The following is a 6,911-nucleotide window of genomic DNA, read 5'->3' as shown; positions in this document are numbered from 1 at the left end:
GGTGGCCGTTACCCATCGAATGGATATGTACCCAGTGACTCTGTCGTTATCCCTGCTTACACCGCAATAGACCCAGAACCGTTACCTATGTGGGCTAGTCATACCATTGCAACCGCTGCTCAGCGGTTTTCATGTTGCTGTCATAAAAATGAACATTATTTAACAGTACCGTGTCACCGACATCGCCAAAGGCCACCCTCACCCATGCTCAACGTCGAGACAAACTTCAAAAACCTGACACAAATGTCAATTTTTTACAGCTTCACTCGATAGTCGTCTCCTTCCTGAAACGCCTCATCCCAAGCCAATCAATACAAATAAAACCTATAAATAACAGACGCTTAACCTACGTCTTTACATAAAGCATAAACATCCAAAACATTCGTAACAAAATAATCTTCCTGAAATCAAAATGAAACACCACTCCCCTACTCTCCAACCTGTCACTTGAGACAGGTTCGGCATGCACTGTGCTCTAGCTAACCGCAAGTGAGAATCTGAATGGGCGATCAGCAGTGTGATCCCCTCTGTGGACTGGAGTACACGTGATGCGAAGCTGGGAAGAACCGAAGAAAAAACGCCTGCACATCGAGATCATTCCGATGATCGACGTGATGATGTTTCTGTTGGTGTTTTTCGTATTGATCAGTCTCAACGTGATCCCTGCGCTGGGGATCAAGACTCAGTTGCCAGGCGCTGCACACGCGCAACAACTCAAGCCGCAAAACAAGGCTGTCATTACATTGGGCCTGGATGACCGCCTGCAACTGGACGGCAAGGACCTGGACCAGACCCATCTGGTCGAGCAACTCAAGGCCATGGAAAACCCTGAGCAGAAGATGGTGATCATCCTCAACAGCGATGAAGGTGTTGAAGTAGCACGTTTGGTGAGCGTGATGGACGTGCTCAAAAGCAGCGGTTTTTCCTCCGTTTCCATCGCGACCCGGAAGCTTTAAGTCATGTCGGTTCTTTTCAAATCCCGCAAGGCTATCGCTTGTCTACCCGCGATCTGCCTGCTGGCGGTGGCTATTCATAGCGCCACACATGCGACCTTGAAGATCACGCCCAAGTTCGACGACACAACCGTCGAGATCGCGCTGATCGACCCTGAAGAATTACAGCCACCGCCGCCGGAGCCTGAACCTGAGCCCGTGGTCGAGGAGCCGCCACCGCCGCCAGAAGTCGAAGAGGCTGAAGCGCAAATAGAAGAACCGCCACCTCCGCCGCCCAAGCCCAAGCCACCGGCGCCAAAACCGCCACCGCCCAAGCCAAAGCCGCAGGTGGTCAAGGCCGCGCCGACACCGCCCAAGCCGCAACCCGTGGTGCAGGCAGCGGCCCCGACACCCGCGCCGCCTGCTCCAGCGCCAGTGGTCCGGCCTGTCGCCCAGGCCCCGCACAACAACTCGGCAGACCAGGAAAGCCGCTACACCGCTCGCCTGCTGGCGGAGTTGGAAAAATACAAGCAATACCCGCGAGGTCGCGAAGCTTCATTACAACGCCCGGAAGGCAACGTGGTGGTGTGGCTGTTGATTGACCGTAGCGGCAAGGTGCTCGACTCGGGCATTGAAAAGAAGGCGACAAACATGTTGCTCAACCGAGCAGCTCAAACAAGTTTAAAACGCCTCGATAAAGTTGTTCCATTTCCCGACAACACGTTCTCGGGCAAAGATAAATACCGCTTCAGCGCCACGCTTGTATACAACATTGAGCAATAACTAAAACCACTCAGCTCCACTCATGATGTTTAAGAGGAAAGCGTTTTGAAACTCAATACTTTATTCGCAACGTTGCTAGCCGTTGGGGTAGGCGGCTGGACTTTTTCTGCTCTTGCGCAAGATTCAGTTGATATAGGTGACGTTAAAGTAACTGGCCAAAGTCTGGGGAATGGCCATATGGTTCAGGAAGATTCGGCCAAGGGCCGTTCGACTGTTACCAAAGAAGCGATGGACGAAATGGCACCGACCGCCAACGCCCTCGACAAATTGAAATACACGCCGGGCATCAACGTTTCCAGCACCGACGCCTCGGGCCTGAGCGGCACCAGCTTCACCATGCGCGGCATGAACTCCGACCAGGTCGGTATTTCGGCAGACGGTATCCCGATCAACGACTCGGGTGACTATTCGATCTATCCAAACTTGCTGGGTGACCCGGAAAACTTCAGTGAGATCTTTGTTACTCAAGGCTCTTCCGAAGTGGACGGCCCGCACATTGGTTCCAGTGGTGGCAACATTGGTCTGGTGACCATGCGCCCAACTAAAGAAGCCGGCGTTTTCGTTAAACAAGCCATCGGCACTAACAGTCTCGACAAGTCGTTTGTGCGTATTAACACTGGCGACATCAACGGTTTCAGAAGTTATCTGTCGGCGTCTCACACCGAGGGTGACAAGTGGCGCGGCAAAGGCACTCTTCGCGCCAACAAGTTTGAATGGAACACGTTATTTGAAGACGGTAATGGCAACTCGACCAACGCCATCATCAAGTACCACAAACAGGAAAACTATAACTACAACACGTTGAGCAAGGCGCAGTTCCAGAAGTCGGGACGTACCCTTGATTACGCTGAAAACCCGATTTACAACAGCAGCGGCAAACTGGTCTCGTACTACAAGCTCAACCAAAACCCGTTTGAAAACCTGACGGCTTCGTTGACCCAGCGCTTCCAGTTGCGCGACGACCTGTCGTTGACCATGGTGCCCTACTACTACTGGGCCAATGGTGGCAGCTTCACCGGTCAATCGGCGTCCGGCCTGTCGTCCACCAGCGACAAGGCCGGCAACTATGACCTCAAGGGCCTGCCTTACGACACCTACTACCGTCCTTCCTGGACCGAAACCTGGCGTTCAGGTATCACCACCAAGCTGAAGTGGGACTTGAACGAGTCGCACAGCATCGACGTGGGCCACTGGTACGAACGTGCCCGTCAGCGCCAGACCCAGCCGTTTATCAGCATCACTGCGAACGGTGCACCGTCTGATATCTGGGGCGATTACAACGCAGGCAATGAGGTGAAGGATAACAACGGTGCCACCGTACAAGGTCGTCACCAGTTCACCATCACTCCAGCGCAAAAAGTCTGGGCCCAGGATACCTGGACCGTAACGCCAGACTTGACCCTGGTCGGCGGCCTCGCTTACCAGCACGTTGAACGTGACGGCAACATGCTTGGTGACCTGTACAACAAGCCGCAAAAGAATGACGCCACGTACAGTCAGTTCCTGCCTAACTTCAGTGCGCGCTACCAGATCAACGACGAAAACCAGACGTTCTACAACATCACCCGCAACATGCGTACGCCGCCTAACTATGTGCTCTACAACGTAGGCGACTCGATCAGCACCAAACCTGAACTGAGCTGGAACCAGGAACTGGGCTGGCGCTTCACCAAAGATGACATGGCACTGAGCGCAACGCTGTTCCGCATCTCGTACAAAAACCGTCAGTTGTCGACCACCAACGCTGATGGCGACTACGAAATGCTCAACGTCGGCAATGTGGTGAACAAAGGTCTGGAGCTGGAGTGGAGCGGTCTGCTGCCGTACAACTTCAACTACTACACCTCGTACACCTACACCGAGTCCGAACAGCAAGACGACATGACCATCCGCAACAAAAACTTGCCAACTGCGGGCAAGCAACTGGCCAACGTCCCGAAAAACATGCTCAACGCCACCCTGGGTTGGGATAACAAACGCTACTACGCCAACGTTTCCGGCAAGTACGTCGGCAGCTACTACGGCGACTTGACCAACGACGAACAAATCGCTGGCCGTACCACGTTTGACCTCAGCGCCGGCGTGCGCCTGCCGGTCGACAAAAAGATCTTCAAAACTGCCGCCATCCGCCTCTCGGTGCTGAACGTCTTCGACAAGGAATACCTGTCGTCGGCCCGTACCGTGGTGCTCAACGCTGCGCCTGTCAGTGGTCTGAACGCTGCAACGCCGTACTACAACGTCGGTGAAGAACGTACCGCCATGGTTTCTTTTGAAGCCAGTTTCTAACCCTTTGATTTGACCTTTAACCAGGCCCGCCTGAACAGCGGGTCTGGGCTGTACCCACCCATAGGATGATCCTGATGAACATGAATCTGCTGCACGATCTCACTTTCTACGTCATGTACGGCGCTGCTGCGCTGGCCGCTTTTGTCGTCGTTGAACGTTGCATCTTTTTCAGCTATTCACTGCGCAAGGCACGTCAGTTGCTGCCGGCCATCAGCACCAAAGTGCGCAGCGTCGATGATTTGCCTCAAGCCTTGACCCAACGTGACAGCATCCCGCTGCAACTGCTCTCGCAGATTTATGACGGTCGCCGCCACTTGCACTCGCATCAGGAACTCGAAGACCTCGGCCAGGCCATCTACATCTCGTTGCGCGGCAAACTGTCCCACAGCCTGTGGATCCTCGAAGCCGTTGTTGCCGGCGCCCCGCTGCTGGGCTTGCTGGGTACCATCATGGGCATCATCGACACCTTCAAAGCCCTGGCCGAAGCCGGTGTTTCCGACCCGGGTGAAGTGTCGCGCGGCATCGGTACTGCGCTGTACGCCACCGCACTGGGTATTGCCATTGCATTGATCGGCATGGTCTTTAACAGCCACCTGCAAGACCGTCTGGAACTGATCAACGACAACCTGAAAATGCTTCTGCTGCGTGCAGGCCTGGGCACTCAATACGTTGCCTCCACTTCTGTGCCTGCCGCCTCGCTGGTTGGCCAGCAACGCACCGCCTGAGCCACCCCAAGGAGCCCCCATGTCGAAAGTATTCTCGCGTCTGTGCCAAGCCAGCCTGGTTCTCCCGCTGGCCCTGGCCCTGGCTGCCTGTAACCCGCCCGGCAAGACAGTCGAAGTCAACATTGCGGCAATCAACGACTTCCACGGCAACCTCGCGCCCAACCCATTCACCTACGCCGATGCGTCGGCGCCGGGCGGCAAAGTGACTATCCAGGCAGGTGGTATCAATGCCCTGAGCGGTGTGGTCAGCGAATTGCGTAAAAAAGACCCGCAGATGCTGCTGGTCGGTGCCGGAGACATGATCGGGGCCAGCCCGCCGATGTCTGCCATGTGGGCCGACGAGCCGACATTGACGGCGCTCGGCACACTGGGGCTGACATTCAGCGTGATCGGTAACCATGAACTTGATCAGGGCACAATCGAGCTGCAACGCCAGATCAACGGCGGCTGCGACTCCCCACGCCCTGAAAAAGCCTGCGTGTACAGCAAGGATTACAAAGGCACCCGCTTCCCCTATGTGGCGGCCAACCTGATCGACGCACAAACCGGCAAGACGCTGTTCCCGGCTTACAAGATTGAAGAATCCAACGGCGCGAAAATCGCGTTCGTCGGCGCTGTGCTGCGCAACGTCTCAACGTACGTCAGCACCCAAAGCATGAACGGTCTGTACACCATCGACGAAGCCGAAGCAGCCAACGCATTGTTGCCTGAACTGCACAAGCAAGGCGTGGACGCGGTGGTCATGGTGATCCACCAGGGCGGCGAAACCCCTGAATCCTTCGACAAGACCGATTGCAGCCAGCTCAAGGGCGACATCCTGGATGTGACCAATCGTCTTTCGCCGGAAATCAAGGTGGTCATTACCGCTCACACCCACCAAGGCTACATGTGCCGTCTGGGCGACAAACTGATCACCCAGGCCAGCTCCTATGGTCGCCTGGTCACGCACCTGAACCTGAAGATCGACACCGCCAAACACCAACTGCTGTCTGCCACAGCCGAAAACATTGTGGTCGACCCGAAACGCTACCAGCCGATGCCGGAAATTGCCGCACAGCAGGCTGAGGTTGAGGCCCGCAGCAAAGAGATCCTGACCAAACCGATCGCACGCATGGCCGGTACAGAAGTCAAACGCACCATCAACGCGGCGGGCGAGTCCGCCATGGGCGACCTGGTGTCCGATGCGCAACTGCACGCAACCCGCTCTTTGGGTGCGCAAATAGCGTTCATCAACCTGGGCGGGATGCGCACCGATTTGATCCTCGACCCGGGTCAAGACCAACTGATCTATAGCCAAGTGGCCTCGGTGCAGCCGTTCAACAACACGCTGCAAATCATCACCCTGACCGGTGCGCAGTTAAAGCAACTGCTTGAGCAGCAATGGCAGAACAACGGCTTTGGCTTCTACCCGTTACAGCCGTCGTCTTCACTGACCTATAGCTGGGATGCCAGCCGGCCTCAAGGTGATCGAGTGGTGGCCAGCAGCATGAAAGTTGACGGTGTGCCAGTCATTGCCGACTACCCCTACCAGGTAACGGTGAACTCGTTTATGGCGGGCGGTGGCGATAACTTCACCGTATTCAAAGAGGCCAGCCAGCGCATGGACACTGGCGTCAACGACCTCGGTGCGCTGATCGACTACCTGCAAGCCAATGACCGTGCCGGTAATCCGGTCGGCGAAAACACCCCCGGGCAACGCATTCACAAGCTCGACGCCGCAATGGCTACGAGTGCCCAGCGATGAATCGCACACCCGAAGCGCAAGCCGTTTTCGAACGCCTGCTGCCCGAGGCCATTGCGGCCTCCAGGGCAGCCTGGTGCCCGCACTCGGACTTTCCCGTCGGGGCTGCCTTGCTGACTGCGGATGATCAGATCATCCGCGGCTGCAATGTCGAGAACGTGTCCTACGGCCTGACCAACTGCGCTGAACGCAGTGCACTGTTCAGCGCCATTGCCAAAGGCCACGCACCCGGCAGCTTCAAGGCGATGCTGGTGTATGCCCCCAAGGTGGCACTGATTTCCCCGTGCGGTGCCTGCCGCCAAGTCATGCACGAACTCATGCTTGCTCACTGCCCGGTGTATTGCGTCGGGCATCAAGAATCGGCCAGCCGCGACTGGACCATCGAGCAACTGCTACCCGGCGCTTTCCGTTTTTAACGACCCACTGCCCTGCCCACCCAGCACC

6 protein-coding genes are annotated in these 6,911 nt (G+C 56.2%); all 6 read left to right on the top strand.

Annotated elements, in window-relative coordinates; translation table 11 throughout:
• Positions 1 to 548 precede the first annotated feature (548 nt).
• The 6 genes from NTD86_RS03495 to cdd all read left to right on the top strand — a co-directional run bounded on the left by NTD86_RS03495 (position 549) and on the right by cdd (position 6,883).
• Complete coding sequence (locus tag NTD86_RS03495; RefSeq protein ID WP_262200772.1) at positions 549 to 956, top strand: ExbD/TolR family protein; 408 nt, start codon at positions 549 to 551, stop codon at positions 954 to 956.
• 3 nt (positions 957 to 959) lie between these two features.
• Positions 960 to 1,715 carry an energy transducer TonB gene (locus NTD86_RS03490; RefSeq protein ID WP_262200771.1) on the top strand — a complete coding sequence of 252 codons (756 nt, stop codon included), beginning with the start codon at positions 960 to 962 and terminating at the stop codon, positions 1,713 to 1,715.
• 45 nt (positions 1,716 to 1,760) lie between these two features.
• The gene (locus tag NTD86_RS03485; RefSeq protein WP_262200770.1) at positions 1,761 to 4,001 is read left to right on the top strand and encodes a TonB-dependent receptor family protein; all 2,241 of its coding nucleotides are present in this window, start codon (positions 1,761 to 1,763) and stop codon (positions 3,999 to 4,001) included.
• 74 nt (positions 4,002 to 4,075) lie between these two features.
• Complete coding sequence (locus NTD86_RS03480; RefSeq protein WP_262200769.1) at positions 4,076 to 4,726, top strand: MotA/TolQ/ExbB proton channel family protein; 651 nt, start codon at positions 4,076 to 4,078, stop codon at positions 4,724 to 4,726.
• Positions 4,727 to 4,745: 19 nt separating this feature from the next.
• Positions 4,746 to 6,470: a bifunctional metallophosphatase/5'-nucleotidase gene (locus NTD86_RS03475; RefSeq protein WP_262200768.1), complete on the top strand. Its 1,725-nt coding sequence runs from the start codon at positions 4,746 to 4,748 to the stop codon at positions 6,468 to 6,470.
• Positions 6,467 to 6,883 carry a cytidine deaminase gene (cdd, locus tag NTD86_RS03470; RefSeq protein ID WP_262200767.1) on the top strand — a complete coding sequence of 139 codons (417 nt, stop codon included), beginning with the start codon at positions 6,467 to 6,469 and terminating at the stop codon, positions 6,881 to 6,883. Before NTD86_RS03475 ends, cdd begins: the two co-directional genes overlap by 4 nt.
• Positions 6,884 to 6,911: the final 28 nt, after the last annotated feature.

This window comes from Pseudomonas sp. 7P_10.2_Bac1 (assembly GCF_025465935.1).
Lineage (GTDB): Bacteria > Pseudomonadota > Gammaproteobacteria > Pseudomonadales > Pseudomonadaceae > Aquipseudomonas.
The sequence above is the reverse complement of the archived record's forward strand: the minus strand, read 5'-3'. Positions and strand labels throughout refer to the sequence as shown.

Bases quoted from the DNA above. Each gene is read 5' to 3' on its own strand.
- NTD86_RS03490 (WP_262200771.1), top strand. From the start codon at position 960: ATGTCGGTTCTTTTCAAATCCCGCAAGGCTATCGCTTGTCTACCCGCG.
- NTD86_RS03495 (WP_262200772.1), top strand. From the start codon at position 549: ATGCGAAGCTGGGAAGAACCGAAGAAAAAACGCCTGCACATCGAGATC.
- cdd (WP_262200767.1), top strand. From the start codon at position 6,467: ATGAATCGCACACCCGAAGCGCAAGCCGTTTTCGAACGCCTGCTGCCC.
- NTD86_RS03480 (WP_262200769.1), top strand. From the start codon at position 4,076: ATGAACATGAATCTGCTGCACGATCTCACTTTCTACGTCATGTACGGC.
- NTD86_RS03475 (WP_262200768.1), top strand. From the start codon at position 4,746: ATGTCGAAAGTATTCTCGCGTCTGTGCCAAGCCAGCCTGGTTCTCCCG.